The following is a 26,509-nucleotide window of genomic DNA, read 5'->3' on the forward strand; positions in this document are numbered from 1 at the left end:
TACATCTGCACGGGGTCGTCGGCCTTCTCGCCGAGGCGGAAGGGCGGGCTGGGCGTGGTCGGGGCCAGCAGCAGGTCATGATGCTCGAACGCGCGTTCGAAGTCGCCGCGGATGAGGGTGCGCACCTGTGACGCCTTGAGGTAGTAGGCGTCGTAGTAGCCGGCGCTGAGAGCATAGGTGCCGAGCATGATGCGCCGCTTGACCTCGGGGCCGAAGCCCTGCTCGCGCGTTTCCCGGTAGAGCTCGACGATGTCGGACGCGCCCGCGGGCGTGCGGTGGCCATAGGCGACGCCGTCGTAGCGCGCAAGGTTGGAGCTCGCCTCGGCGGGGGCGATGATGTAGTAAACCGGGATCACGTATTGCAGGTGCGGGGTCGAGACCTCCTCGCACACCGCGCCCAGGCCCTCGAGCACCCCCGCCGCCGCGCGCACCGCCTCCTCGATCGCGCTCGATACCCGGGAGCCGCGGTACTCGAAGAACTCGCGCGGGATGCCGACGCGTAAGCCTTTGACCCCGCCCTTCAGCGCCCCAGCGTAGTCCGGCACCTCCGCGTCAATCGAGGTCGAGTCCAACGGGTCATGCCCCGCCAGCACTTGCAGCAGCAGCGCGCAGTCCCGCGCGTCGCGCGCCATGGGGCCGACCTGGTCGAGGCTGGAAGCGAAGGCGATGAGCCCATACCGCGATACGCGGCCATAGGTTGGCTTGAGACCGGACACCCCGCAGAAGGCCGCCGGCTGGCGAATCGAACCGCCGGTATCGGTGCCGATGGCGAGAGGGGCCTCCAGGGCGGCCAGCGCCGCGGCCGATCCGCCGCTGGAGCCGCCGGGGACGCGGTGGAGCGCCCACGGGTTGCGGGTGGGACCGAAGGCGCTGTTCTCGGTGGACGAGCCCATGGCGAACTCGTCCAGGTTCGTCTTGCCCAGGAACACCAGCCCCGCCTCGCGCAGCCTCTGGATCACCGTGGCATCGTAGGGTGGAACGAAATCCTCGAGGATGCGCGAGCAGCAGGTGGTGGGAATGCCGCGGGTGCAGAGAATATCCTTGAGGGCGATAGGCACTCCCGCCAGCGGGCCGAGCTTCTCGCCGGCGCCGATGCGGCGGTCAACCTCCGCAGCCCGTTCGAGCGCCAGGTCGTCGGTTATGCGTACGAAGGCGTGAATGCGCGGCTCGACTGCGGCCATGCGCTCCAGGCAGGCGCGGGTCAGCTCGACCGACGACAGCTTGCGCGCGGCGATGAGGCGGCCGGCCTCGGCGGCGGTCAGGAGCAGTTCATTCGACACCGCGGCTACTCCACCACCCGCGGGACGCGAAAGGTGTCGCCCGCCCGCTGCGGCGCGTTATCGAGGGCTTCCTCGACCGGCAGCGACGGTCGCACCTCGTCGGCGCGCAAGACGTTATGCATGGGGATGACGTGGGAGGTCGGCTCGACGCCGGAGGTGTCCAGCTCGCCGAGCTGCTCGAAAAACCCCATGATATCGTTGAGCTGGGTAGTCAATCGCTGGCGCTCGTCGGCGGTGAGCTTCAGCCGCGAGAGCAGGGCGATATGCTCGATTTCCTGTTGGCTGAGGCGCAAAGTCCCGTCTCCTATCCCGTGTTGGTGGCGCAGGCGTCCTCGCCTGCGTGGACGTGGAGCACAATCGCCCCCGGCTGTGTCCACGGGCGAGGCGCCCATGCTCCGTATAAGCCCTACTTGCTTCGGCGAGGGGCGCTCGATGTCCTGCGCCGCGCCGTCCGACCCCGGCTCATGCCAGGATTCGCGTCGGCCCTATGGAACCGTTCATGCCGATGGGAGCATCTACACAGTGTCCAAGCGCCTTGGATATTCGGGTATGCGCGAGGAGACCGATTCACAACTGGTGGCGCGTGCGCGCGACGGCGATCTGTCGGCCTTCGAGGCGATAGTTGATCGCCACCGCGCGGCGCTGGTGGCGCTGGCGGCGGGCCGGCTCGGCTCGCTGGCGGATGCGGAGGATGTGGCGCAGGATGCTTTCGTCCGCGCGTTCTTCCGCCTGCACCAACTGCGCGATCCGCAAGCGCTGCTGCCGTGGCTGCGCCGTCTCACCGAGCGCCTGGCGCTCATGCGGCGGCGCCGTCGCCGCGAAGACCTGGTGGCGCCCGAACGGCTTGAGCAGATGCGCAGGGATCACATGGGCCCGGGCCGGCCGGATGACGATGGTCGCATCGCGGAACTGCTGCAACAACTGCCGACGGCGATGCGGCAAACGGTTACGCTGACCTACTTGGCCGGCTACACCTGCGCGGAGACCGCGGCGCTACTGGGCATTCGTGCGGGAACGGTCAAGAGCCGCCTCAGCCGGGCGCGCGCGACTCTCAAGGAGGCATTCACGATGGCACGCAAGAATCTTAGCGAAGGCAAGCCCGAGGACGAGTTCACGCAGCAGACGATCGAACGCCTGATGGCCGAGGCGCGGCGGCTGCTGGAGCAGGGGGATATTGATGCGGCCGGCGAGCGCGCCGGCGAGGTGGTGGGAATGCAAGTCAGGGCGCGGTTCGACTCAGGGGATGACTCCAGCGTCAAGATCGACAAAGAGGCGGTGCGCATCTACGCGTTGCCTCGCAAGGAGCAGCGCAGGAAGGATTGCGAGGCGAATGCTGCACAATACGGCTATCGCCTGCAGGACCTCGACTGGGAAGTGGCCGACGTTGACATGATGAGCGGTACGCTCGGCAAGCCGACAGGCAAAGGCAAAGACTGGTGGGGAATGCCGCACAGTCGGATGCGCCTCAGGATCATGGACGCGCGCGACATTTGCCGGCGCTTACGATGCTCGCCGGTGACGCTGCTCGAGTGGGTGCAAAGCGGGCTTCCCATACTGCGCTGCTGGCCCTTCGCGCGCTTCGACCTCGACCGCGTTAGGCAGTGGCTGAAGGATAAGAGGATCACGGACTGGCCGAAGGAAACGGATTACGACCTTGACATGCCGATACGTGTCATCTTCAAGGCGCTCCATCGGCGCGACCTAACCCCAGAACAGGCTGAGGAGGTCATCACCGACTTGGGCTGGGGCGTCTGGGGTTAGGCACGCGAACCAAACCGTTGGGATGACCGGCCTGACAGGGCCGCACGCCGCGGTGGGCGAATCCGCTGCTCATGCCAGCCCAGGGAGCGCCAAGGTTGCCCTTCGTAGGGGCGGTTCGCGAGCCGCCCCTACATGTGGCTGACTCCCAGGCCGTTGACGAGCCCCGCCACCGCCCCGCCATCTTCTCCCTTGGCACCGGCACCCGGTCGTGGGAGGAGTTCGTCGGGGTACTCATGGCCTACGGGATCGAAGCCGTCGCCGACGTCCGCAGCCTCCCAGCCAGCCGACGCTTCCCCCATTTCCAGCGCGACGAAATGCAGCAGCGCCTGCCCCAGGCCGGCATCGAGTACCATTACCTGGGTCGCGATCTCGGTGGGTACCGCAAGGGCGGGTATGAGGCGCACACGCTGACCGACGAATTCGCCCGCGGCGTGGACGAACTGGAATCCCTTGCCCGCGCCCATCGCACCGCCTTCTTCTGCGCCGAGCGGGCGCCCTGGGAATGCCACCGCCGCTACATCGGCGCCGAGCTCGCCGCGCGCGGTTGGCATGTCATCCACATAGTTGACGCCGGGCGCACCTGGGAGCCTAGCGGCTGAGGCAGCCCGCGCAGGCCCACCCCGGCGCCGCGGTTGACAACTCCGGCGGGAGTGGTAGTATAGTAGTATATCGTGCGCAGTCTGGATGATGGGCTCATCCAGTCCGCGGCTGATGCCGGTGGACTGCTCCGATAGATAGCAGCGTAGAGCATCGTTCCACGCCGCAGGTCGCCGCTGGCGGCCGGCAATCGCTCCCTCACGGAAGATCGGGCGGGCCGGCCCGGCGCGCGATGGTCCTGATGAGCCCGTCGGTGTTTGAGTTTGACCGTAAGGGGCGTCTTTTTGCCGAGAAGAGAGGTCTTGTGCGGGCCTTCACAAAATAGGTGTACGCTGGTGAAGGGCCGCGGCGCGCGGGAAAGCAAGGAGCTAGCACATGGCTGAGAGGCAACAGCGCAGCATAGACGCGGCCACCCAGAGCGCGCTGGAGCGTGCGGCCGAGCAGGGCATCGAGACCGCCTGGGACCGCTGGGATGCGATGCAGCCCCAATGCGGATTCGGGGGCCTGGGGCTGTGTTGCCGCCACTGCACCATGGGGCCTTGCCGCATAGACCCCTTCGGCCTGGGCCCGTCGGTGGGGGTGTGCGGCGCCTCCGCCGACACCATCGCCGCCCGCCACCTGGCGCGCATGATCGCCTCCGGCGTCGCCGCCCACTCCGACCACGGCCGCGACGTCGCCCATACCATGCTGCTGATGGCGAAAGGCGAGGCCAAGGACTATCAGATCAAGCGCGAGAGCAAGCTGCGCGAGGTCGCGACCTACTTCGGAATCGAGGGCGCCGACGCCAAGGAGCCGATGGCGCTTGCCCGCGAGGTGGCAGAGCTGGCCTACGCCCAGTTCGGCCAGCAGGAGGGGGAGCTGGTACCCTTGCGCCGCGCGCCGAAGAAGCGCCAGCAACTGTGGCGCAAGCTCGGCCTGTGGCCGCGCGGGGTGGACCGCGAGGTGGTCGAGATCATGCACCGCACCCACATGGGCGTGGACAACGACTACCGCAACCTCGTCATGGCCGGCATCCGCACCGCCCTCGCCGACGGCTGGGGCGGCTCCATGATCGGCACCGACTTCGAGGACATTATGCTCGGCTGCCCGACCCCCATCCGCGCCAAGGTCAACCTGGGCGTGCTCGCCGAGGACAAGGTCAACATCGTCGTCCACGGCCACGAGCCGATGCTGTCGGAGATGATCGTCGAGGCCAGCCGCGACCCCGAGCTGCTCAAGCTCGCGCAGGAGAAAGGCGCCCAGGGCATCCAGCTTTCCGGCATCTGCTGCACCGCCAACGAGATCCTCATGCGCCAGGGCGTCCCCTCCGCCGGCAATTTCCTCCAGCAGGAGGTGGCGATCACCACCGGCGCCGTGGAAGCCATGATCGTGGACGTGCAGTGCCTGATGCCGTCGCTGGACGAGGTTACGCGCTGCTTCCATACCAAGCTCATCACCACCTCGCCCAAGGCCAAGTTCCCCGGCGTCCAGCACGTCGAGTTCGAGGAACGGCGCGCGCTGGAGGTGGCGAAGGAGATCGTGCGCATCGCCATCGACAACTTCCCTCACCGCAAGCCTGAACTGGTGCACATCCCGCAGGAGACGATGGACCTGGTGGCGGGATTCACGGCGGAGTACGTGTTCGAGATGCTGGGCGGGCGCTTCCGCCCCTCCTACCGGCCGCTCAACGACGCCATCATCGCCGGGCGCATCCGCGGGGTGGCGGGGGTCGTCGGCTGCTGCAACCCCAACGTGCTCAACGAGAGCTGCCACATTGCCATGGTCAAGGAGCTGCTGCGCAACGACGTGCTGGTGGTGCAAACTGGCTGCTCCGCGACTGCGTGCGCCAAGTTCGGGCTGCTGCAGCCGGAAGCGGCCGCCGAGTACGCGGGCAAGGGCCTGCAGGAGGTATGCGAGGCCGTGGGCATGCCGCCGGTGCTGCACCTTGGCGCATGCGTGGACAACAGCCGCATCCTCATCGCTTGCTGCGAGATGGTCAAGGAAGGCGGCCTGGGTGAGGACCTCAGCGACCTGCCGGTGGCCGGCGCCGCCCCCGAATGGATGAGCGAGAAAGCGGTGTCCATCGGCATGTACGTCGTCGGCTCGGGCATCTTCACCGTCTTCGGCAAGCCACTGCCGGTGCTGGGGTCGCGCGCGCTGACCGAGTTCCTGTGCGGGCCCGAGCTGGAGGACCTGGTGGGCGCGCGCTGGGCCTTCGAGGAGGACCCGATCAAGGCCGCCGCCCTGATGATGGATCACATTGACCGCAAGCGCGCGGCGCTCAAGCTGCGCCCGATGATGTACCCGACGGAGCGCGACCAGCGGCTGGCGGCGGTGGCGGCGTAGGGGGCGATCTCCTGATCGCCCCGCTCAACTCAACCCGCGAGCGGGGATGGAACCCCGCCTGCACGAGTCGAGGTCATGGCCAAGGAAGAACGACGAATCCACGTTGACAACGCCCGCTGCATGGCGTGCCGGGCGTGCGAGATCGCGTGCGCCCTGCGCCATTCCGAGTCGGGGGAGCTGGCGCAGGCGATCACGGAGCGGCCGCTGGCGCATTCATGCGTGGTGGTGCGCTCGAGCAAGGGCAAGAACTCGCCGGTGCAGTGTATGCAGTGCGCGCGCCCCAAGTGTGTCGAGGTGTGCGCGCCGGGGGCGCTGTGGAAGGACGAGAAGACGACGCTGGTGGTGCTAGACCAGTCCAAGTGCACCGGGTGTGGATTATGCGTCGAGGCCTGTCCCTTCGACACCATCTTCGTGGACGAGGAGCGCGGGATCGCCTACAAGTGCGATCTCTGCGGCGGCCGGCCGGCGTGCGTTCCGGCCTGCCCGACCGAGGCGCGCTTCTTCGGCACGCGCGAGGAGTTCCGCTCGCGCGAAAAGGTGGGCAGCAGCAAGTAGGCAGCGGCAATCATCCGCAGCTTACGCGGATCACAAGTTTCACGTGAGGAGGGTGCGTCAAGTGCTCAGCGACCTGAAGATTGCGCAGCAAGCCGAAATCAAACCGATCGTCGAGATTGCCCACGCCCTGGGGCTGGGCGAGGACGACCTCGACCCCTACGGCCGCTGGAAGGCCAAGGTACATCTCGACGTCCGCGACCGCGTGCGGGGCAACGGCAACGGCAAGTACATAGACGTCACCGCCATCACCCCCACCCCGCTGGGGGAGGGCAAGACCGTCACCACCATCGGCCTGTCGCAGGCGCTGGGGCACCTCGGCAAGCGCGTCCTCACCTGCATCCGCCAGCCGTCCCTGGGCCCCGTCTTCGGCATCAAGGGCGGCGCCGCCGGCGGCGGCTACTCCCAGGTCATCCCCATGGAGGACTTCAACCTCCACCTTACCGGCGACATCCACGCCGTCGGCATCGCCAACAACCTCCTCGCCGCCATGATTGACGCCCACCTCAAGCACGGCAACCAGCTCGGCATCGAACCGCGATCCATCTCCTGGCGGCGCGTGATTGACCTCAACGACAAGTGGGCGGTCTACAACATCGTGTCCGGTCTCGGCGGCGATAACCGCGTGCCCCGCGAGACCGGCTTCGACATTACCGTCGCCTCCGAGGTCATGGCCATCCTGGCGCTGGCGACCGACCTCCAGGACCTGCGGCAGCGTCTGGGGCGCATCATCGTCGCCCAGACCCATGACGGCGACCCCGTTACCGCCGAGGACCTCAAGACCGCGGGCGCCATGTGCGTCCTGCTCAAGGACGCCCTCATGCCCAACCTCATGCAGACGCTGGAGCACACCCCGGTCTTCGTCCACGCCGGGCCGTTCGCCAACATCGCCCAGGGCAACTCCTCCATCATCGCCGATCAGCTCGGGATCAAGCTCGCCGACTACCTGGTGACCGAGTCCGGCTTCGGCGCCGACTGCGGGATGGAGAAGTTCTTCAACATCAAGTGCCGCGCCAGCGGGCTGGCGCCCGACTGCGTGGTCATCGTCGCGACCGTACGCGCGCTCAAGATGCACGGCGGTCTGGGCCGGGTCGTCGCCGGCAAGGCGCTGCCGCCGGAGCTGGTGACCGAGAACCTGCCGGCGCTGGAGAAGGGCTGCGCGAACCTGGTCAAGCATATCGAGAACGCGCGCCGGTTCGGGGTGCCGGTGGTGGTGGCGGTCAACCGCTTCACCCAGGACACCGCGGCCGAGATCAAGCTCATCCAAGACCAGGCGGTCGCCGCCGGCGCTGAGGGCGCCTACCAGTCCGACGTGTGGGCCAAGGGCGGCGAAGGCGGCGTCGAACTCGCCGAGGCGGTGATCGCGGCGTGCGAGAAGCCGAGCGATTTCAAGTTCCTCTACGACCTCGACCTGCCGATCAAGCAGAAGATCGAGACCATCGCCACCCGCATCTACGGCGCCGACGGGGTGGACTTCGCGCCGCTGGCGGAACGTAAGATCGAGATGTTCACGCGTTGGGGGCTGGACCGGCTGCCCATCTGCATGGCCAAGACCCACCTCTCGCTCAGCCACGATCCCGCGCTCAAGGGGCGGCCGCAGGGGTTCCGCATACCCATTCGCGACGTGCGCCCGTCGGCGGGGGCGGGGTTCCTCTATCCCCTGCTGGGCGAGATGTCAACCATGCCCGGGTTGCCCTCGCGCCCGGCGGCGGTGGATGTGGATATTGACGACGACGGTAGGGTCTTGGGCCTGTTCTGACGAGGGGGAGTCGCGTGAAGGGGGCGGCCCGGCGTGCGCCGCGACCGCGCGCCCGTGCAAGCCGTCGAGATGGGGAGGCAGTGGGCGAAAGCTGTCCGGTTATGGTGCTGGGCGTGGGCAACGTGCTGCGCAGCGACGAGGGCGTCGGCGTCCATGCAGCGCGTCTGCTGGAACAGCGGGCGCTGCCCGCCGGGGTCAAGGTGGTTAAGGCCGGGATCGCGGTTGGAGCGGCGCTGGACGGTTATCGCCGTATCGGCAAACTGGTGGTGGTGGACGCGGTTGACGCCAAGGCGCAGCCGGGGGCGGTCTTCCGCTTCCGTCCGCGGGAGGTGGAGCGGCGGCGCGCGCTGATGCGGTCGCTGCACGAGCTCGACCTTTTCGACGCGCTCGACCGGCTGGAGCGCGGCGGCTGCGAGGTGGGGGAGGTAGTCGTGGTCGGGGTGCAGCCCAAGAGCACGGACTGGGGGATGGACCTGTCCGGCGAGGTGCGGGCGCGGCTCGACGACGTGGTGAGCATGGTCGAGTCGGAGATCGCGCCGCCGGGGTCGTAGGCACGGCAAGAGATTACGCAACAGAGGTAGTGACGAATGTCCAAGCTCGTGGCTGCGGCCGCCGTGCGCGGCGCGCGGCAAGTGTTCAGGGAAGCCGAGGAGCTGCTGACGGCGGCCGTCGCCGAGCGCGGCGAGGAATGCGAAATCGGGTTCCCGGAAACCGCCTTCTACCTGCCCATGGCGAACGCGCTGCTGGGGGTGGAGGCGCAGAACCTGCGCGACGCCCAGGGCATCCTCGATTATGCGCGCACGCTGCTGCGCGAGGAACCCAGCGACCACCTGTGGCTGCCCTATCTGCCGGCGGCGCTGGATTCCGGCATCTGCACCCTGCTGTGCGAGGAGCTGGTGGAGGCGCTGCGCTACCTCAACGGCACCGAGCCCCAGGACCACTGGCACGGGTTTATCTCGGATACCATCCTGCGCACCCTCGGCATTCAACTGGTGGACGGGCGCCTGCCCGGGTTCGCCGCGATCGTGGGCGCGGCCCCCGACAACCAGACGGCCGTGTACCTCATCCGCGAGCTGCAGAAGCGCAACCTCCTGACCTTCCTCATCGGCAACCACGAAGGGCGCACCATGCGCGACCAACTGGTGGAGGAGGGCATCATCCCCGGCGACCCGTCACAGACCGAGGACGGCGACCTCAAGAAGGCATGGTGGGGGCAGTACATCGTGCCCCTGGGGCCCGACACCCACTCCATCATCTACGCCCTCAACTGGGCGATCCGCGGCGCCCTCACCTTCGGCGGGCACAAGAAAGGCGAGTGGCTGAACAATCTGCGCTACTGCAAGAACCGCATCTTCGCCTTCGGTCTCGGCCTTGGCACCATAGATGACCTCAAGTACGCCAGCGGCGCCGGCGCCATCAACATGGGCTTCCCGGTCATCGCCGACACCCCCATCCCCGAGATCCGCCCCAGCGGGGTGTGCACCTACGAGGAGCTGGTGCACGAGCTCGACTACGAGAAGCTGATCCCCACCTGCGTCGAGGTGCGCGGGGTCAAGGTCACGGTCAAGGATCTCAATGTCCCGGTGCCGGTCGCCGCCGCCTTCGAGGGCGAGACCGTGCGCCGCGAAGACATGCACGTGCAGTTCGGCGGCAAGTACTCGACCTGCTTCGAGTACCTGAGGATGCGCGAGCTGAACCAGGTGGAGGACGGCAAGATCGAGCTGATCGGGCCTGATTGCGACGTCGTCGAGGTGGGCGGACACCTGCCGCTGGCGTTCCTGATCGAGGTTGCGGGGCGCAAGATGCAGCAGGACTTCGAGCCCATCCTCGAGCGCCAGGTGCACACCATCGTCAACCACGCCATGGGCATCTTCCACATGGGGCAGCGCGACATACCGTGGGTGCGCATCAGCAAGGACGCCTTCAAGGCGGGGTTCCGCCTGCGCCACTTCGCCGAGCTGCTGCGCGCCGAGTACCTGAGCAAGTTTCCGGCGCTGGTGGACAAGGTGCAGGTCACCGTCTTCACCGACGAGGAGAAGATGGCGCCGGTGCTGGCCGAGGCGCGCAAGGCCTGGACCGCGCGCGACGAGCGCATCGCCGGCATGACCGACGAGACGGTGGACACGTTCTACTCCTGCACCCTGTGCCAGTCCTATGCCCCCAACCACGTCTGCATCATCAGCCCCGAGCGCCTGGGCCTATGCGGGGCGTACAACTGGTTGGACGGGCGCGCCGCCTACGAGATCAACCCCGCCGGCCCCAACCAGCCGGTGCCCAAGGGCAAGGTCATTGACGAGGTCAAAGGGCAGTGGGAGAACGTCAACGAGTTCGTCTACAACACCTCCAACAAGAGCGTCGAGCGCTTCAACGCCTACTCGCTGATGGAGGACCCGATGACCTCGTGCGGGTGCTTCGAGTGCATCATCGCCATCCTGCCCGAGTGCAACGGGGTCATGATCGTCAACCGCGAGTTCCCCGACATGACGCCCTGCGGCATGCCCTTCACCACCCTCGCCGGCAGCGTCGGCGGCGGCCTGCAGACGCCGGGGTTCCTGGGGATCGGACGCCTCTACATCTCCAGCCGCAAGTTCATCTCCGCCGAGGGCGGCCAGCGCCGCATCGTGTGGATGCCCAAGGAGCTCAAAGCGGACGTCGCCGAGCGCCTGCGCAAGCGCGCCGCGGAGATCGGCGAGCCCGACCTCCTCGACCAGATCGGCGACGAGACGGTGGCGACCACCACCGAGGAATTGCTCGCCTTCCTCCAGGAAAAGGGTCACCCGGCGCTGAAGATGGACCCGATGTTCTGACCCGTGGAGTTGTCATCCCGAGCGAAGCGAGGGATCCCCTATCGGGGTTGCTGAATGGGTGGGGAACGGCAACCCGATGCGTCCTTGGTAGGAGATTCCTCACTTTGTTCGGAATGACATGCGGCCGCGAAGATCCGCGCCGATCCGCGGCAAAATACGCTGTCGGGAGCGCGCTCTATGGCATTGACCGGACTCGACATATACAAGCTGCTGCCCAAGACCAACTGCGGTGACTGCGGCATCCCCACCTGCCTCGCCTTCGCCATGAAGCTGGCGCAGAAGCAGACCTCGCTCGACAAGTGCCCCCACGTCACCGAGGAGGCGAAGGCGGCACTGGAGGGGGCCTCCGCGCCCCCGATCAAGCTCATCACCATCGGCACCGGCGACAACCGGATCGAGATCGGCAACGAGACCGTGCTCTTCCGCCACGAGGAGACTTTCCATCATCCCACCGCCCTCGCCGTCACCGCCGACGCGGCGCTGCCCGAGGATCAGCTCGTCGCGCGCGTCCGGCAGGTCAGCGGCCTCGTCTTCGAGCGCGTGGGACAGCGCATCGGCGTCAACGCCGTCGCCCTCGGGGGTGACGCCGACCCCGCGCAGTTCGCCATCGCCGCCAAGGCCGTCGCCGCCAACACCGAACTGGCGCTCATCCTCATCTCCGACGACCCGGCGGCAATGGAGGCGGCGGTCAAGGAAGTCGCGGCGCGCAACCCGCTGATCTGCGCGGCCACGGAGGCTAACGCGGACTCGATGGCGCGCATCGCCAAGGAGAACTCATGCCCCCTGGTCATCCGCGCCGACGGGTTAGAGGCGCTGGCCGCGCTGAGCCAAAAGGTGCAGGGGCTGGGCGTGGCCGACCTGGTGCTCGACAGCGGCGCGCGCGACCCGGCGCGGGGGCTGGCCGAGCAGACGCTGATCCGGCGCGCGGCGCTGCGCAAGCGGTTCCGGCCGCTGGGGTTTCCGACCATCGCCTTCACCGCCGCCGACGCGCCCGCGGACGAAGTGATGCAGGCCACCCAGTATATTGCCAAGTATGCCGGCATCGTCGTCACCGCGGCGGCAGAGCCGTGGCAGCTAATCGCCATTCTCACCGCCCGCCAGAACATCTTCACCGACCCCCAGAAGCCGATCCAGCTCGACGCGGGGTTGTACCAGGTCGGCGAGCCCAATGCCAATTCGCCGGTGCTCACCACCACCAACTTCTCGCTGACGTACTTCACGGTGGAGGGCGATGTCGAGGCGAGCCGGGTGCCGTCGTGGATCGTCGTGGTGGACACTGAGGGCACATCGGTGCTGACCGCGTGGGCGGCGGACAAGTTCACCGCCGACACCATCGCCGCCGCGATTAAGAAGAGCGGGGTCGAGGACAAGGTCGGCCACCGCAAGCTGGTGATCCCCGGCGGGGTGGCGGTGCTGAGCGGCAAGCTGCAGGAGGCCTGCGGCTGGCAGGTGCTGGTCGGCCCGCGCGAGTCGAGCGGGATACCGACCTATCTCAAGACGACCTGGCAGGGGTAGCGCCGTAGTCCGTGGTCCGCTGTTCGTAGTCCGTCGTAGCGAGGGGCGAGGGACATCAACTGCAAGCGGGAAAGGGTGTGTCCTCGACGGCGCGAAAAGAGGTGGCACAGCCGGCGGCTGTGCCACATGACCGACAGAGGGAGGGACACAGCCGGGGTGGCTGTGCCACATGGCTGACGCCCGTAGGGAGACAGCGGCTAGGCCGTTGGCCGCCGTGGCGGTCGCTTTCGACCTAGCCACCGGGCGCCCCGATGAATGGCTAGGGCCGCCTGATCGGCCCGCCATGGCGGCCGGAAGGGCCTAGCCATCGGGATTTGGAAACGGCTGTGCCGCATTATGACATGACCGACCACATCGTCGTTTTCTATCCCGAGGGCACAGCGGTCGAAGTGACGACGGGCGAGACGGTGCTCGCCGCCGCGCGCCAAGCCGGGGTGTCCATTGACTCGTCCTGCGGCGGAGTCGGCGCCTGCGGCAAGTGCCGGGTCATCCTGCGCTTGGGCCACGCCGGGGTCGCCCCCGGGCCGTTGCTGTCGCCGGAGGATATCGCGCAGGGGTATGCCCTGGCCTGCCAGACCCGCGTCGAGGACGACCTGGTGGCGGAGGTGCCGACCGCCTCTCAGCTCGGCGAGCTGCAGATCTTGACCGGCGAGCTGGAGATTCCCGGACTGACGGCGCAGGCGCCCCTGGTGCAGCGACTGGAGCTGAAGGTGCCGGCGCCGACCACCGACGACAACTGCTCCGACCTCGAGCGCCTGGAGCGGGCCGTGTGCGCCGCTGCAGCCGACTACGACCGCTTTGCCCCCGACCTCGCGGCGCTGGCCTCACTGCCCGGAGCGCTGCGTGCGGGGGAGTGGCAGGTCTGCGTGTCGGTGGCAGACGACGATGGCGCCGGACGCATCATTGACATCGCTCCCTCGTGCGGGCCGCGGCACTCCTATGGGCTGGCGGTGGATGTCGGCACCACCACCGTCGCCGTCCACCTGGTGGACATCGAGCTGACGACGGCGGTGGCGGTGGGCGCCGCCCTTAACGCCCAGATCGCCCACGGCGAGGACGTCATCGCGCGCATCATCTACGCCGACGAGCATGACGGCGGCCGGCGGGAGCTGCAGCGCGAAATCGTGGGCACCGTCAACTCGCTGGTCGGCGAACTGTGCGCGGCGCAGGGCATCGAGCCGCACCAGGTGCTGAGCGCCGCTTGCGCCGGCAACACCGTCATGTCGCATCTGCTGCTGGGGCTCGATCCCGCCGCCATCCGCCGCGCCCCCTATGTGCCGGCGGCGCGCCGGTTCCCACTGGTGCGCGCGGGCGAGATCGGCCTTGCCATCAACCCCATCGCGCCGGTGCATGTGGCGCCGTGCGTCAGCAGCTACGTCGGCGGCGACGTCGTGGCAGGGGTGCTGGCAACCGGCATGGCCGAGGTGGAGCAACGGTGGATGCTGCTGGATATGGGCACCAACGGCGAGCTCGCGCTCGGCAACAAGGATTGGCTGCTGTGCTGCTCGTGCTCGGCGGGGCCGGCGTTCGAGGGCTCGGGCATCGAGTACGGCATGCATGCCAGCCTCGGCGCCATCGAGCGCGCGCGCTATGACACGGCGGCGGATGCGCTGGAGTATGTCACCATCGGCGGCGCCAAGCCGCGCGGGGTGTGCGGCTCGGGCTTGATTGACGTGCTGGCGACGCTGCTGCGGGCGGGGGTGATAGACCGCGCCGGCAAGATCAACCTCGGCTACCCCAGTCCGCGCGTGCGCGTGGCCGACGACCAGCCGCAGTTCGTGCTGGTGTGGGGCGCTGATATCGGACGCGAGGACGACATCGTCATCAAGGAGGCCGACATCGAGAACCTGGTGCGCTCCAAGGCGGCGGTGTTCGCGGGCGCGCAACTGCTGCTGGAGAGCGTGGGGTTGACCCCGGCCGACCTCGAGCGCGTGATGGTGGCGGGCGCCTTTGGCAATTACCTCGACTCCGACAACGCCGTCACCATCGGCCTGCTGCCCGACATTCCGCTCGAGCGCATTCGTTTTGTCGGCAACACCTCGGTCGCGGGCGCGCGCATGATGTTGGTGTCGAGAAGGGCCAGGCGCGCCGCGGCCGAAATAGCCTCCCGCATGGCCAACTTCGAGTTGAGCGCGGTGGCGGCATTCATGGACCGCTACGTCGCCGGGCTGTTCCTGCCGCACACCGATATGACCCTGTTCCCGTCGGTGGCGGGATTACTAGAGCAGGCCGAGAGGGCAAGGGGGTAACGCTCAAGGGGGTAAGGGCGTCATTCCGAGCGCAGTGGCTAGGGCCGACGAATCGGCCCGCCACGGCGGCCCAACGGGCCTAGCCGCGAGGAATCCCCTATCGCCGGGGCAACCCTGGCAGGGGATTGCTCACTTCGCTTCGCTCCATTCGGAATGACAGAAGCGACAAGGTGGGCTGGTTGCGCGGAGCTTCGCAACGACGAGAGTCATGAGTTTGACACCGATCTACATCGCCTCCATCGGCAGCTACGCCGGCAAGTCCATCATGGCGCTGGTCTTGGGGCTGCGGCTGCGCGAGCGCGGGCTGCGCGTCGCCTACTTCAAGCCGGTGGGCGCCCTGCCGGTGCGGGAGCAGGGCACGGTGACGGACGAGGATGCCCTGTTCATTTGCCAGGCGCTGGGATGTGAAGCGCCGCTGGCGTCCCTGTGCCCGGTGCTGCTGACGGCGGAGGTGGAGGAGCAGGCGCTGCAGGGACAGGTGGCGGGCCTCGATCAGCTCGATGAGCGCGTGACCGCCGCCTACCGGGAAGTCTCGCGCGGCGCCGATGTTGCGGTCGTCGGCGGCATCGGCAACCTGTCGCGGGGGGCGCTCATCAACCTCTCGGGGCCGCGGGTGGCGGAGCTGCTGGAGGCGCGGGTGGTGCTGCTGGCGCGCTACGAATCGGAGCACACGGTGGAGGAGGTGCTGCTGACGGGGGAGCGGCTGGGCGAGCGGTTGGCGGCGGTGGCGTTCAACTACGTCGCGCCGGAGATGCTCGACCACGTGCGCGGGCCGGTGCGGGACTACCTGGAGGGGCGGCGCATCGCGGTCATCGGCGCGGTGCCGCGCGACGAGGTGCTAGGTTCGGTGACGGTGCGCGAGCTCGCCGAGCAGCTCAACGCCAAGCTGCTGTGCTGCGAGGGCCAGCTCGACGAGCTGATCAAGCAGTTCGTGATCGGGGCCATGAACGTGGCGAGCGCGGTCAAGTACTTCCGCGAGCGGGAGGGCAAGGCGGTGATCACCGGCGGCGACCGCCCCGACATCCAGCTCGCGGCCCTGCAGACGCCGACCAAGGCGATCATCCTCACCGGCAATCTGCACCCCAGCGCGGTGCTGGTTAAGCGCGCGCAGCAGGTAGGGGTGCCGATGCTGCTGGTGTCCAGCGACACGCTGAGCACGGTCGAGCGCATCGAGTCCATCCTCGGCAAGCTCCGGGTGCGCGAGCGCGCCAAGGTCGAGCGCGCGCGGGAGCTGTTGGAGCAGAACCTGGATTTCGAGCGGCTGTTGGCCATCATGGGCATACCATCACGGCAGGAGAAGGAGCGATCATGAGCTTTCAGGTCCCAGTGGAAAAGTGGAGCACCACGGTGGGCGCGGTGACCCTGGGCGCGACCAGCGACCACGGCGGCTCGCGCACCTCGACGGTGACCCTGGGCGGCGCCACCACCCTGCCCTTCCTCCACTTCGAGGGGCAGATCCCCCAGCGCCCGGTGGTGGCGATGGAGGTGCTCGACGCCGAGCCCGCGGGCTGGGCCGAAGCCATGGCCAAGCCCTTCGCGGGCGTGCTCGGCGATCCCGCGGCGTGGGCGCGTAAGTGCGTGGACGATTTCGGCGCCGAGGCCATCTGCCTGCGCCTGGTCAGCGCCCACCCGGACCAGCAGAACACCTCGCCCGACCACGCGGCGCAGGTAGTGAAGGAAGTGCTGGGCGCGGTCGGCGTGCCGCTCATCATCTGGGGCTGCGGCGATGACACCAAGGACAACGAGATCATGCCCCGCGCCAGCGAGGCCGCGGCCGGCGAGAACTGCGCCTTCGGCACCGCGCGCGAGGACAACTACAAGACCATCACCGCCGCCTGTCTGGCGGATGGGCACAAGCTGATCACCGAGGCGCCGATTGACATCAACATCATCAAGCAGGTCAACATCCTGGTGTCGGACATGGGCCTGGGCACCGACCGCATCATCATGTACCAGGCGACCGGCGGCTTGGGATATGGCATGGAGTATGCCTATTCGATCATCGAGCGCTCGCGCCTGGCCGCGCTCTCGGGCGACAAGATGCTATCCATGCCCATGCTGGCGGTAGTCGGTTCCGAGGCCTGGCGCGCCAAGGAGGCGAAGGCCACGGACGACGAGGGCGCGCAGTGGGGGCCGCAGGAGCGCCGCGGGCCGGTGTGGGAAGCGGTCACCGCCAACTGCTTCCTCCACGGCGGAGTGGACATGGTCATCATGTGGCACCCCGAGGCGGTCAAGGTGGTCAAGCATACGTTGGACGGCCTGATGCAGCGGTAGCTCGCCATACGTCATTCCGAGCGCAGCGAGGAATCCCCTACCTCCTATGCGACCTGGTAGGGGATTCCTCGGTCGCCCTGATCCCTCGGAATGACATCCACTGAAGGAGGATTCGCATACCATGTACGTCATCGGCGAACGCATTAACGGAATGTTCAAGGACGTCCGCGAGGCGATCCAGGCCAAGCACAAGGGGCCGATCCAGGAGCTGGCGCGCAAGCAGCTCGCGGGCGGCGCCCACTGCCTGGATGTCAACGTCGGTCCCGCCTCCGACGATCCCGTGGCGACCATGCAGTGGTTGGTGGAAAGCATCCGCGAGGTCACCGATGCCCCGCTGGCGATAGATACCACCAAGAACGAGGTCATGGCGGCTGGGATCAAGGCGGCCGGCCCGGGAACCGTCATCAACTCCACCACTGGCCAGCAGGCCAAGCTCGACGCGCTGCTGCCGCTGGCCGCCGAGCACGACGCCTCGTTGGTGGCGCTCACCATTGACGAGAAGGGCATCCCCCGCGACGCCGCCGGGCGCGTCGAGATCGCCCTGCGCGTGGTCGCGGCGGCCATGGAGCACGGGATCTCGCCCGATCGCATCTATGTGGACGGCGTCATCATCCCCGTCAGCGCCGACCAGGTGACGCCCACCCACGTGCTCAACACCATCAGCCAGTGCAAGATGCTGTCCGACCCGCCGCCCAAGACCATCCTCGGCTTGAGCAACGTCAGCCAGGGCGCGACCTATCGCGAGCTCATCAACCGCACCTACCTGGTGATGGCGCTCGCCCACGGCCTCGACGCGGCCATCCTGGATCCGATGGATCGCGAGATGATGGACGCCATGATCACCACCGAGCTGCTGCTCAACCGCAACGTCTATTGCGCCGACTTCCTCAAGGCCTACCGCGCGTCGGCGGGGTGAAACAGCAATCCGCAGATTGCGCAGATGTCGCAGATGGGGAATGTGGGCGCGCGCTCCACGAGCGCGCGGAGGGTAGCTTTCAATCTGTGAAATCTGAGTCATCTGCGGATGATATCGTAACCCGACCATGAAGATCGCCGTCGCCGGTAAAGGTGGGGTGGGCAAGACGACGCTGACCGCGGCGCTGGCCCACGCCTTCGCGCGCCAGGGGCGCGCGGTCATGGCGGTGGACGCCGACCCCAATAACTGCCTGGGGCCGGCGCTGGGGTTCCCGGACGAACTCGTCGCCGCCATTACCCCTATTTGCGAGATGCGGGAGCTGCTGTGCGAGCGCGCCGGCACCTCCCAGGGCGGCGGGTTCTTCGCCATCAATCCCGAGGTGGACGACCTCATCGAGCGCTTCAGCGTGCGCCACGACGGCATCCGCCTGCTGGTGATGGGGACCATCACCAGCGGCGGGTCGGGGTGCGCCTGCCCCGAAAGCTCGGTGCTGCGCGCGCTGACGCGGGAGATCGTCACCGGCGAGGAGTCGGTGCTGCTGCTCGACATGGAGGCGGGGCTGGAGCACCTGGGTCGCGGCACCTCGCGCTACATGGACGCCCTGCTCATCGTCGTCGAGCCGACCCAGGCGAGCACGCGCACGGCGGAGCGCATCGCCGCCCTCGCGCGCGACCTGGGCCTGGAGCGGCTGTTTGTTGTCGCCAACAAGGTGCGCGCCACCCAGGACGCCGCCTTCATCCGCGACCGGCTATCATTGCCCCTGATCGGCCATCTGCCGTTGGTCGAGGGCCTGGGGTGGGTGGGTCGCGCCGAGCCGTCCCCGGAGTTTCTCGCCGCCGTGGATAGTATCAAGGCGCGGCTGGAGACCGAACTGGCCGCATCTGACGCCCAGCCGAGGGATTGAGCGGGCCTTGAGGTCGTGGTATTATATCCGTGTGCCTGGGGAGCGAGGCATTGACTGCAACCGAGTTGGTGCGGGTACTGAGGATTGCGTGCAATACAGCGTTATTCTGAGTCCTGAACCGGAGAGTGGTTTCACCATCACCATGCCGGCGTTTCCCGACTACGTAGGCTTCGCTGATACCGAGGACGAGGCCGTTGCCCTCGCGCGCGAAGGCGTAGCGTTTGAGATTGAACGTCTGCGCGAACGCGGCCAGCCGCCTCCGACCGAACCGGCGGCGTCCAAGGTCCTGGTGATCGCCGCGTGAGCGCCGGCGCTTACGCCGGCGCCACGCATACCACCATCGCCGTCACCGGCAAGGGGGGAACCGGCAAGACCACTGTCGCCGCGCTCATGGTGCGGGCGCTGGTGGAGCGCGACCTGACGCCGGTGCTAGCGGTGGACGCCGACCCCAACCTCAACCTCAACGCCGCCCTCGGCATCGAGGTCGCCGCCACCGTCGGCGACGTGCGCGAGGAGGGGCTGCGCAAGATAGACTCCTTGCCCGCGGGCATGAGCAAGACCGAGTTCCTGCGCTACCGCACCGCGGAGGCGCTAGTGGAGAGCAGAGGCTTCGACCTGCTGGCGATGGGGCGGCCGGAGGGTCCCGGCTGCTATTGCTACGCCAATAACGTCCTGCGGGCGTGCGTGGACGAACTGCAGTCGCAATACCGCTTTATCGTGATGGATGCGGAGGCGGGCCTGGAGCATCTCAGCCGCCGCACCACCCGCGACGTGGACCTCCTGGTGCTGCTGAGTGATGCCTCCGTCCGCGGGGTGGAAACGGCGGCGCGGGCCCTGGATCTGATTCGCGACCTGAAGACCTCCGTCGGGCGCCACCTGCTGGCGCTGACGAGAGTGAGTACCGTGCCCCCGGATCTGGAGGCTGCGGTGCGGGCGCGCGGGATGGTGGTGGAGGCAACCATCCCCGAGGATGAGGAACTCCGGCGCCTCGACGCGGCGGGCAAGCCGCTGGTGGAGGTGTCTGCGGACAGCCCGGCGCTGGCGGCAGTCGTCGGGATGCTCCAGCTTGGCGGGATAATCCCGCAGTAACGGCGCCCCACGCCGCCGAAGCCCCCTGATCCCCCCTGAAGCTGCCGTTGTTGGGGATGCGAGCGTGGTAACACTGAGCCAAGAGGTGGCTTGCTTCTAGACTGTGCCATGTGACCGTGGCCACGGGATGCGTTTTTTCGTGGAGTTGAAGGTTTACAGGATTGGACGCCGTATGATATGCTAGGGCTGGTTGTGAAACGTCTCACAAGCATGGTCTCCGTCCTGCGGCGGTCTCCGGTGACCTGGCGATCGGCCGAGGCGGCGGCCGGGCGTGACGAGGAATCCCGTGCCGCCGCGGAGGGCGGGTCGCGGGGGGCTCGGAAGGCGCGCCGGCCCAGGAAGTCTTCCCAGCAAGGTGCACGCTATGGCGAATGTCTTGACCACGTGCCCGTTCTGCGGGTCGGGATGTAACCTGTATCTTCGGGTGGAGGGCGACAGACTCGTCGGGGTCATGCCCAGCCAATCGCATCCCGTGGCCCGGGGCAAGCTGTGTGTGCGAGGATGGCATGCGCACGAGTTCGTTTCCCACCCTGACCGCCTGCGCACACCCCTGGTCAAGCAAGACGGCGAGTTGCGCCCGGCTTCGTGGGAGCGGGCGCTGTCGCTGGTGGCGCAGCGGCTGCCGCGTGGGCAAGAGGTAGGAGTAGTCGGCTCCGCCCGCTGCTCCAACGAGGACAACTTCCTGCTGATGAAGCTCGCGCGCTGCGTCCTGGGCACCGACAACGTGGACTTCTCGAGCCGCCCTCAACGCATCGCCGATCTCGCTGCCCTGCGCGCGGCCTTCGGGGTGGCGGCGGCCACCAATTCCGCCCCCGAGCTGGCCGACGCCGAGGTCATAACCGTCATCGGCGCCGACGCGGTGTCGGAGGTGACGATGATCGCCTCCCTCATCTATGAGGCGGTCGGCCGCGGCGCCAAGCTCATCGTCATCTCGGCTCTGCCCACGCAGATGTCGGCGGTGGCGGAGGTGTGCCTGCAACCCCGGGCCGGCACCGAGCCGACGTTGCTGTGCGGCCTGGTGAAGTCGGTGCGCGACCAGGGGCTGCTGGACTCGTCCGCGCTTGATCACGACTGGGATGGCTACGATCAGTTTGTGACCAGCCTGTCGAGCTTCAGCCTCGAGCAGGTGGAGCAGGCAACCGGCGTATCGCCGGCCCAGCTCGACCTGGCGGCGCGGCTGTGCGGCGGCGCGCGCAAGAGCGTAGTGCTCTACTCCAGCGGCGTCGGTCAGCATCCTGGCGCCGCCACCATGGCTACCGCCCTCACCAATCTCGTCGCGCTGACCAGCCATGTGGGTGAGGCGGCGATGGGGCTGTTCCCCCTGGCGCGGCAGAACAACTTCCAGGGCGCCTTGGATATGGGCCTGGCGCCGGGGCTGTTGACGGGCGGGCAAAGCATGGGCGACGCCGAGGCGCGGGCAGCGTTCGAGCAGGCATGGGGGTGCCGCTTGCCCGCGCCCGCCGGCAAGTCGCTGCCGGACCTGCTCAGCAGCGTGAAGGGCCTCTACGTCATGGGCGCGGACATCGTGCAAGGGGCGGCCGATCCGGCGCAAGCCCGGCAGCGCCTGGCGGCGCTGGACTTCCTGGTGGTGCAAGAGTTGTTCATGACCGAGACCGCGCAGTTGGCTGACGTGGTCTTGCCGGCGGCCGCGTTCGCGGAGAAGGACGGCACGACGACCGCGACCGATCGCCGCGTGCAGCGGGTGCGCCGCGCGGTGGCGCCGCCGGGCGAGGCGCGCCCGGACTGGGAGATCATCTGCGACCTCGCCGCCCGCCTGGGGGCAACGTGGCGTTACCAGTCGCCGGCGGCGGTGATGGCGGAGATCGCGGCGCTGACGCCGGCCTATCGGGGGATCACCTACGAGCGGCTGGAGCAGGGCTGGGGCGCCTACTGGCCGAGCGCCAACGGCAACGGGCAGCACCTGCACTTGAAGGGGTTGGGGTTGCGGCCCCTGGCGTGCCCGCCGGCGGCGCCGGCGCCGGGGGGCGATAGCACATACCCCTTCGTGTTGGCGCTCGATCCCACGGCCGAGCGCTGGGCGACCGATGCCACGACTCGCCACTGCGACATGCTGCGGCGCGAGTACGGCATCGGCGCCGCCGATTTCCCCGCCGGCTATGTGCGCATGCACCCGAATGACGCTCAGGAGCTGCAACTGCGGCAGGGCTTCCGGGTCAAGCTGGTATCGGCGCACGGGGAGGCGCACGCGCAGCTCCGGCTCGACCCCCAGATGCCGGCGCGCACACTGGCGATGCCGTATCATCTGCGCGAGCAGGCGCGAGAGGTGTTTGGCGGCGCGAGCGCGGGCGAGGTGGAGGGGCACCAAGTGTATCCCCCGGTGGCGGTGAGCGTCACCGCCGCCTCGGAGTGAGAGGTGGCACGATGAGCCGAGCGTTGAGGTTGGAGAAGGGCCGCTGGCGGGAGTGGTTGGCGGCGCTGCAAGCGCAGGCAGAGGTGATTGCGCCAGTGCGCCTGCACGGCGACGACGTGGCGTTCGAGCGCATCGCCACGCCCGATGAGGCCACCCTCGATTACGCCAACACGCAGGATGCCCCCAAGCGCTTCCTCTTCCCCCAGGTCGAGCCGATGCTGCGCTACCGGCGCAACGGCGGCTACGAGGTCGCCCCCCTCTACGATCAGGAGAAGCGCGTGCTTTTCGGCATGCGCTGCTGTGATGTGAGCGCGGTGCGGTTCCTCGACCTCACGCTGGCAGCCCAGGACCTGCCTGACACCTACTACGCGACGCGCCGCGCCAACACGGCTCTGGTCGCCCTGGCGTGCCATCAGCCGCGAGGCGAGTGCTTCTGCGTGTGCTCGAACACCGGCCCCTTCCTGCCCGCGGGCGGGGGCCACGACGTGCAGCTCACCGACCTCGGCGGCGACCACTACCTGGCGGAGGTGGACACGCCGCGCGGCGAGGAGCTGGTACAGGCGGCGGCAGAGCTCTTTGCGCCCGCGTCGGACGAGGACCTGGCGCGCCGCTACGCCCTGGAGACGGAGGCCGAGAAGCAGTTCCCGCCGGAGCCGCGGCTTTACTTCGCCGCCTCGAGTCGCAAGGTGTCGCTCGACAGCGTGGACGACGAGCTGTGGCGACAGATGGCGGAGTGGTGCCTGGCTTGCGGCGGCTGCACCCACATCTGCCCCACCTGCTACTGCTTCAACGTGACCGACGCGCAGGTCAACGGGGACGGGGTGCGCAGTCGGCGCTGGGATTCCTGCCAATACGCAGGCCTCACCCGCGAGGCCTCCGGCCATAACCCGCGCCCGGAGCGCTTGCACCGCGTCAAGCGCCGGCTCTTCCATAAGATCAGTTATCAGTACGTCGCCCGCGACGGCATGCAGGGCTGCGTCGGCTGCGGGCGCTGCACCCGCGTTTGCCCCGGCATCCGCCTCGGCCTGCCGGAGATCGGCGAAGGCATCAGGAGAGCGCAATGGAAGTAGTCGAGGCCAAGCCCAACATCTACCTGCCGCAGATCGCGCGCATCGTGGAGGTGCGCGACGAGACGCCCGACACCAAGACCTTCGTCTTTCGCTTTCGCGACGACGAGGCGCACGACGCCTTCACCTGGCGCCCCGGCCAGTTCGTCGAGTTGTCGGTGTTCGGCCTCGGGGAAGCCCCCTTCGGCTTCGCCTCGTCTCCCACCCGCAGGCAGAACTTCGAGATCACGATCCGCGCCGTCGGCGGCCTCACCGCCGCCCTGCACGGGATGCGCGCCGGCGACGAAGTCGGTATTCGCGGCCCGCTGGGTAACCACTTCCCGTTCGCCGAGGTGCAGGGGCGCAACATTCTCTTCATCGGCGGCGGCATCGGCCTGCCGCCGCTGCGCTCGCTCATCCACAACATGCTCGACGAGCGCGACCAGTTCGCCGACATCACCATCCTCTACGGCGCGCGCACGCCCACCGACCTGGTCTACAAGGCCGAGCTCAAAGAGTGGGAGCAGCGCTCCGACCTCAAGCTCATGGTCACCGTGGACCGCGCCGAGCCGGGGTGGGACGGTCGCGTGGGCATGGTGCCCACGCTTTTCCCGCAGGCCGACCTGCGGCCCCGCGACACCGTGGCCTTCATCTGCGGTCCGCCGGTGATGATCCGCTTCGTCATCCAGGACCTGGTGAGCATGGGCTTCGCGGAGGAGAGCATCATCTCCACCCTCGAGCGCCATATGAAGTGCGGCGTGGGCAAGTGTAACCACTGCTGCATCGGACACAAGTACGTATGTCGGGACGGCCCGGTATTCAGCTACAAGCAGATGAAGGGCCTGCTGGAGTAAGCGGCGGGCTGGTCGCGGACCTGCGGCGGGCGCTGCGCGGCCGCGCGCTGGTGGTAGGCGTTGGCAATGCCGGCCGCGGCGATGATGGCGTTGGACCTGCCGTGGTGGAAAAGCTGCGTCAGTGGGAGGCGCCGGGTGTGGCGGAACCGTCCCCGGCGGGGTCCGGCCTGAGCGTGCTCGATGTGGGGGACACGCCCGAGCGCTACCTGGGGCCGATGGCGGACTCGGGGGCGACAACGGTGGTGTTCGTGGACGCGGTGGACTTCGGGGGGCGGCCCGGGCAGGCGGTGCTGCTGGAGCAGCAGGACCTGCCCCGGCGGAGTTGCGTGACGCACCGCTCGGGGCTGGGGCTAGTCATGCATTACCTGCGGGAGCAGGCGGGACAGCACTGCGTGCTGGTGGGAGTGCAACCAGCGTCGCTGGCGCCCGGCGCGGGCTTGATGCCGGCGGTGGCAACAACGGTGGATGGCATCGCCGCTGCGATCCGCGAAGCGCTGGGACCTGCTGTGGGTGAGTAGGGGCGCGATTCGGCTAGGCTTTGCCGCCGTCCCGGCCCAACGGGCCTAGGGACAGCGCGCCCGATGAACAGCGGAGGCGGTGCCGCACATAGGGGCGTGTGGCCGTGCGCCCCTACCGGCGGGCGAGCGTGCAGAGGTGAGAGGATGCTCATAGTCCTGGTTCTACTGATGGTGGTGCCGCTGCTGGGCGCGATAGTGGTGGCGGGGCTGCGCGGCCGCGCGGTGCACGCGGTCGCGACCGGAGCGGCCGCGGTCACTGCCGGCCTCGCGGTATGGGCGGTGGCGCAGCTCTTCCCCGGCACGTTCACCAGGGTCTTCGGCAAGATGCCCTGGCTCGAGCGGCTGGAGGAGGTAGGGCTGTTCGGGGTCCTGATTGACCCCCTCACCAGCCTCATGCTTATCGTCATCACCGGCGTCGGGCTGCTGGTGGTGCTCTACTCCGTCACCTACATGAGCGATCGCAACCGCGAGCACGCGCTGGGGGAAGGGCTGGGTCGCTATAACTTCTGGCTGCTGCTGTTCATCGCCGCCATGGTCGGGGTCGCGGTCTCGCCCAACCTGCTGCAGCTTTTCATTTTCTGGGAACTGACCACCATGTGCTCCTGGGCCCTCATCTCCCACACGCAGGAAGAGAAGTCGCTGCAAGCGGGGTTCAAGGCCTTCATCATCACCCACTTCGGGGGGCTGTTCTTCCTGGTGGCGCTGTTCATCCTGTTCATCTTCACCAAGTCATTTGGGTTCACCGCGCTGGCCGAGCTGGGGCCCGGCCTGCGCAACCTGGTGTTTGTGTTCCTGCTCATCGCGGCCTGGGCCAAGGCGGCGCAGATCCCGTTCCACACCTGGCTGCCGGACGCGATGGAGGCGCCGACCCCCATCAGCGCCTACCTGCACGCGGCGGCGATGGTCAAGGCAGGGGTTTATCTGATCGCGCGCGTGGTATCGTCGAGCTGGTCGCTGCCGCCGGAGATGGGAGTGCTGGCGGCGGTGATGGCGCTGGCGACCATGTTCATGGCGCTGACCCTCTACTTCGCACAGGACGACCTCAAGCGCCTGCTCGCGTACTCGACCATCGCCCACCTGAGCTACGTGCTGTTGGGGGTGTCCATGGGCCTGCTGGGCTCGGGGCTCGCCTTCCGCGGCGGGGTGCTGCACATCATCAATCACGGGTTCGCCAAGAGCACCCTCTTCTTGAGCGTGGGCGCCATCGCCTACGCCACCGGCACGCGCTCCATCCGCGAGCTCAGCGGGGTGGGACGCAAGCTGCCGCTGGTGGGCGTGGCGTTCATAGTCGGGGTGCTGGCGGTGACCGGGGTGCCGCCGTTGGCGTGCTTCTGGAGCAAGTTTTACCTGCTGGCGGGATCGCTGCAGGTGAGCGGTGGATTCGGCCCCGTGATCCTGGGGTTGGTGCTGCTGGAGAGCCTGATTTCGTTCGCGTGGATGCTCTACGTCGCGCAGAAGGTGTTTCTGGGCGAACCATCGGCGCCGGTGCTGGCGGTGCAGCATAATCCGCTGCCGGCGCCGATGACGATCGCGCTGCTGGCGCTGATCGTGATGTGCGTCCTGGCGCCGGTCGTCGGCATCCCGCTGGTCGAGCACATCCCGTATCCGCGGTAGTGAGGGAGAGAGCCCGATGTTCTCGGAGACGATGTCGCCGGAGCTGGTGCTGTACGCGATCGGCATTCTGGTGGGCGG

22 protein-coding genes are annotated in these 26,509 nt (G+C 68.0%); 20 read left to right on the forward strand and 2 right to left on the reverse strand.

Features of this window, described 5'->3' with window-relative positions:
- Positions 1 to 1,280, reverse strand: a 1,280-nt coding sequence (gatA, locus tag VM221_09430; GenBank protein HUT75036.1) for an Asp-tRNA(Asn)/Glu-tRNA(Gln) amidotransferase subunit GatA, incomplete at its 3' end; no start/stop codon positions are given.
- A gap of 5 nt (positions 1,281 to 1,285) precedes the next feature.
- Entirely contained in the window at positions 1,286 to 1,573 is a 288-nt protein-coding gene (gatC, locus tag VM221_09435) for an Asp-tRNA(Asn)/Glu-tRNA(Gln) amidotransferase subunit GatC (protein ID HUT75037.1), read from the reverse strand.
- A gap of 256 nt (positions 1,574 to 1,829) precedes the next feature.
- Between gatC and VM221_09440 the strand changes: the two genes are divergently transcribed.
- The 20 genes from VM221_09440 to VM221_09535 all read left to right on the forward strand — a co-directional run bounded on the left by VM221_09440 (position 1,830) and on the right by VM221_09535 (position 26,431).
- Positions 1,830 to 3,041 carry an RNA polymerase sigma factor gene (locus VM221_09440; protein ID HUT75038.1) on the forward strand — a complete coding sequence of 404 codons (1,212 nt, stop codon included), beginning with the start codon at positions 1,830 to 1,832 and terminating at the stop codon, positions 3,039 to 3,041.
- A 95-nt stretch (positions 3,042 to 3,136) separates the two neighbouring features.
- Positions 3,137 to 3,640 (forward strand): DUF488 domain-containing protein, encoded by a 504-nt coding sequence (locus VM221_09445; GenBank protein HUT75039.1) that lies wholly within the window; start codon positions 3,137 to 3,139, stop codon positions 3,638 to 3,640.
- Between the two features lie 373 nt (positions 3,641 to 4,013).
- A complete protein-coding gene (cooS, locus tag VM221_09450; protein HUT75040.1) occupies positions 4,014 to 5,963 on the forward strand; it encodes an anaerobic carbon-monoxide dehydrogenase catalytic subunit in 1,950 nt (649 codons plus the stop codon).
- A 75-nt stretch (positions 5,964 to 6,038) separates the two neighbouring features.
- Positions 6,039 to 6,518 carry a 4Fe-4S dicluster domain-containing protein gene (locus VM221_09455; protein HUT75041.1) on the forward strand — a complete coding sequence of 160 codons (480 nt, stop codon included), beginning with the start codon at positions 6,039 to 6,041 and terminating at the stop codon, positions 6,516 to 6,518.
- A 52-nt stretch (positions 6,519 to 6,570) separates the two neighbouring features.
- Positions 6,571 to 8,274, forward strand: a complete 1,704-nt coding sequence (locus tag VM221_09460) for a formate--tetrahydrofolate ligase (GenBank protein ID HUT75042.1) — start codon at positions 6,571 to 6,573, stop codon at positions 8,272 to 8,274.
- A gap of 80 nt (positions 8,275 to 8,354) precedes the next feature.
- The gene (locus VM221_09465; GenBank protein HUT75043.1) at positions 8,355 to 8,825 is read left to right on the forward strand and encodes a hydrogenase maturation protease; all 471 of its coding nucleotides are present in this window, start codon (positions 8,355 to 8,357) and stop codon (positions 8,823 to 8,825) included.
- Positions 8,826 to 8,861: 36 nt separating this feature from the next.
- The gene (gene acsB / locus VM221_09470; protein ID HUT75044.1) at positions 8,862 to 11,081 is read left to right on the forward strand and encodes an acetyl-CoA decarbonylase/synthase complex subunit alpha/beta; all 2,220 of its coding nucleotides are present in this window, start codon (positions 8,862 to 8,864) and stop codon (positions 11,079 to 11,081) included.
- Positions 11,082 to 11,258: 177 nt separating this feature from the next.
- The gene (gene acsC, locus VM221_09475; protein ID HUT75045.1) at positions 11,259 to 12,596 is read left to right on the forward strand and encodes an acetyl-CoA decarbonylase/synthase complex subunit gamma; all 1,338 of its coding nucleotides are present in this window, start codon (positions 11,259 to 11,261) and stop codon (positions 12,594 to 12,596) included.
- A 326-nt stretch (positions 12,597 to 12,922) separates the two neighbouring features.
- Complete coding sequence (locus VM221_09480; GenBank protein HUT75046.1) at positions 12,923 to 14,845, forward strand: ASKHA domain-containing protein; 1,923 nt, start codon at positions 12,923 to 12,925, stop codon at positions 14,843 to 14,845.
- A gap of 208 nt (positions 14,846 to 15,053) precedes the next feature.
- Entirely contained in the window at positions 15,054 to 16,157 is a 1,104-nt protein-coding gene (locus tag VM221_09485) for a phosphotransacetylase family protein (protein HUT75047.1), read from the forward strand.
- Complete coding sequence (gene cdhD, locus VM221_09490) at positions 16,154 to 17,119, forward strand: CO dehydrogenase/acetyl-CoA synthase subunit delta (GenBank protein HUT75048.1); 966 nt, start codon at positions 16,154 to 16,156, stop codon at positions 17,117 to 17,119. The genes VM221_09485 and cdhD overlap by 4 nt, the downstream gene beginning before the upstream one ends.
- A 121-nt stretch (positions 17,120 to 17,240) precedes the next feature.
- The gene (locus VM221_09495) at positions 17,241 to 18,035 is read left to right on the forward strand and encodes a dihydropteroate synthase (GenBank protein HUT75049.1); all 795 of its coding nucleotides are present in this window, start codon (positions 17,241 to 17,243) and stop codon (positions 18,033 to 18,035) included.
- 127 nt (positions 18,036 to 18,162) lie between these two features.
- Positions 18,163 to 18,939, forward strand: coding sequence for a P-loop NTPase (locus VM221_09500; GenBank protein HUT75050.1), 777 nt, complete (start codon positions 18,163 to 18,165; stop codon positions 18,937 to 18,939).
- A gap of 88 nt (positions 18,940 to 19,027) precedes the next feature.
- Positions 19,028 to 19,243, forward strand: coding sequence for a type II toxin-antitoxin system HicB family antitoxin (locus VM221_09505; protein ID HUT75051.1), 216 nt, complete (start codon positions 19,028 to 19,030; stop codon positions 19,241 to 19,243).
- Positions 19,240 to 20,028, forward strand: coding sequence for an AAA family ATPase (locus VM221_09510; GenBank protein HUT75052.1), 789 nt, complete (start codon positions 19,240 to 19,242; stop codon positions 20,026 to 20,028). The genes VM221_09505 and VM221_09510 overlap by 4 nt, the downstream gene beginning before the upstream one ends.
- Before the next feature lie 364 nt (positions 20,029 to 20,392).
- On the forward strand, positions 20,393 to 22,399 hold the full coding sequence (locus VM221_09515; GenBank protein HUT75053.1) for a molybdopterin-dependent oxidoreductase: 2,007 nt from the start codon (positions 20,393 to 20,395) through the stop codon (positions 22,397 to 22,399).
- A gap of 11 nt (positions 22,400 to 22,410) precedes the next feature.
- On the forward strand, positions 22,411 to 23,469 hold the full coding sequence (locus VM221_09520; protein ID HUT75054.1) for a 4Fe-4S dicluster domain-containing protein: 1,059 nt from the start codon (positions 22,411 to 22,413) through the stop codon (positions 23,467 to 23,469).
- The gene (locus VM221_09525; protein ID HUT75055.1) at positions 23,460 to 24,299 is read left to right on the forward strand and encodes an FAD/NAD(P)-binding protein; all 840 of its coding nucleotides are present in this window, start codon (positions 23,460 to 23,462) and stop codon (positions 24,297 to 24,299) included. The genes VM221_09520 and VM221_09525 overlap by 10 nt, the downstream gene beginning before the upstream one ends.
- On the forward strand, positions 24,245 to 24,817 hold the full coding sequence (locus VM221_09530; GenBank protein ID HUT75056.1) for a hydrogenase maturation protease: 573 nt from the start codon (positions 24,245 to 24,247) through the stop codon (positions 24,815 to 24,817). Before VM221_09525 ends, VM221_09530 begins: the two co-directional genes overlap by 55 nt.
- 144 nt (positions 24,818 to 24,961) lie before the next feature.
- Entirely contained in the window at positions 24,962 to 26,431 is a 1,470-nt protein-coding gene (locus tag VM221_09535) for a hydrogenase 4 subunit D (GenBank protein ID HUT75057.1), read from the forward strand.
- Positions 26,432 to 26,509 lie beyond the last annotated feature (78 nt).

Source organism: Armatimonadota bacterium (genome assembly GCA_035527535.1).
Lineage (GTDB): Bacteria > Armatimonadota > Hebobacteria.